Source organism: Pseudovibrio sp. WM33 (assembly GCF_001623165.1).
GTDB lineage: Bacteria > Pseudomonadota > Alphaproteobacteria > Rhizobiales > Stappiaceae > Pseudovibrio.
Map to the genome: position 1 here is coordinate 1 of NZ_LMCK01000151.1, position 626 is coordinate 626.

A 626-nucleotide genomic window follows, 5' to 3' on the forward strand; every position below is an offset into this window, starting at 1 on the left:
TAGTTCGATCTGATCAAAAGCCTCTGCGCTTTTGGTCACATCATCGCTTTCACCTACCCAATAGGCGGTAGCACCACCCACCATACGCGGGATCTTAAAGTTGCCTTCCAAGTCATGCAGCATGCGGGCGCCCATGCCCATCACAACTGCACGCTTGCGCAGCAACTCAACAAAGCTGCTTGCAAGCAGGTTGTCGGATACCAGAGCACCACCAGCCCCGATTGTGCCCGTTGACAGGTTGCGGGTTTGCCCGCTCATATCCGCCCGCATTACATCAGAAGGAACAAGAATGCCTTCCCCCTGCTTGCCGCGTTTCTTGCCAGCCTCTTCCGAGCATTCAAACTCGAACTTAGCAGCTTCACGGTACTGCGCATTAGTCGGATTTCCCAAAGCATTCAAAGCACGCACAAATGAGAATTGCTTGCGCTCTTTTTGGCTCAAACCAATATCCGCAGCACCGGAGATTTTCTCCTGCCCGCGCTCGCCTTGAAGCATCAAGACTTTGGTTGAAAAGTCACCTGCAGACATACCGGAGCGGATCGCATCGTTCGCAATATCCCGGCAATTCCATTCCGCTGCAGTCGCTTCAATTTCGCGAATGCGTTTGGCCTCATCTTCCGCCGTCT

The 626-nt window shown here is 53.4% G+C and carries 1 protein-coding gene; it reads right to left on the minus strand.

Features of this window, described 5'->3' with window-relative positions; genetic code table 11:
- The coding region (locus PsWM33_RS27530) for a phage major capsid protein (protein ID WP_193778474.1) at positions 1–626 on the minus strand (626 nt) is incomplete at both ends.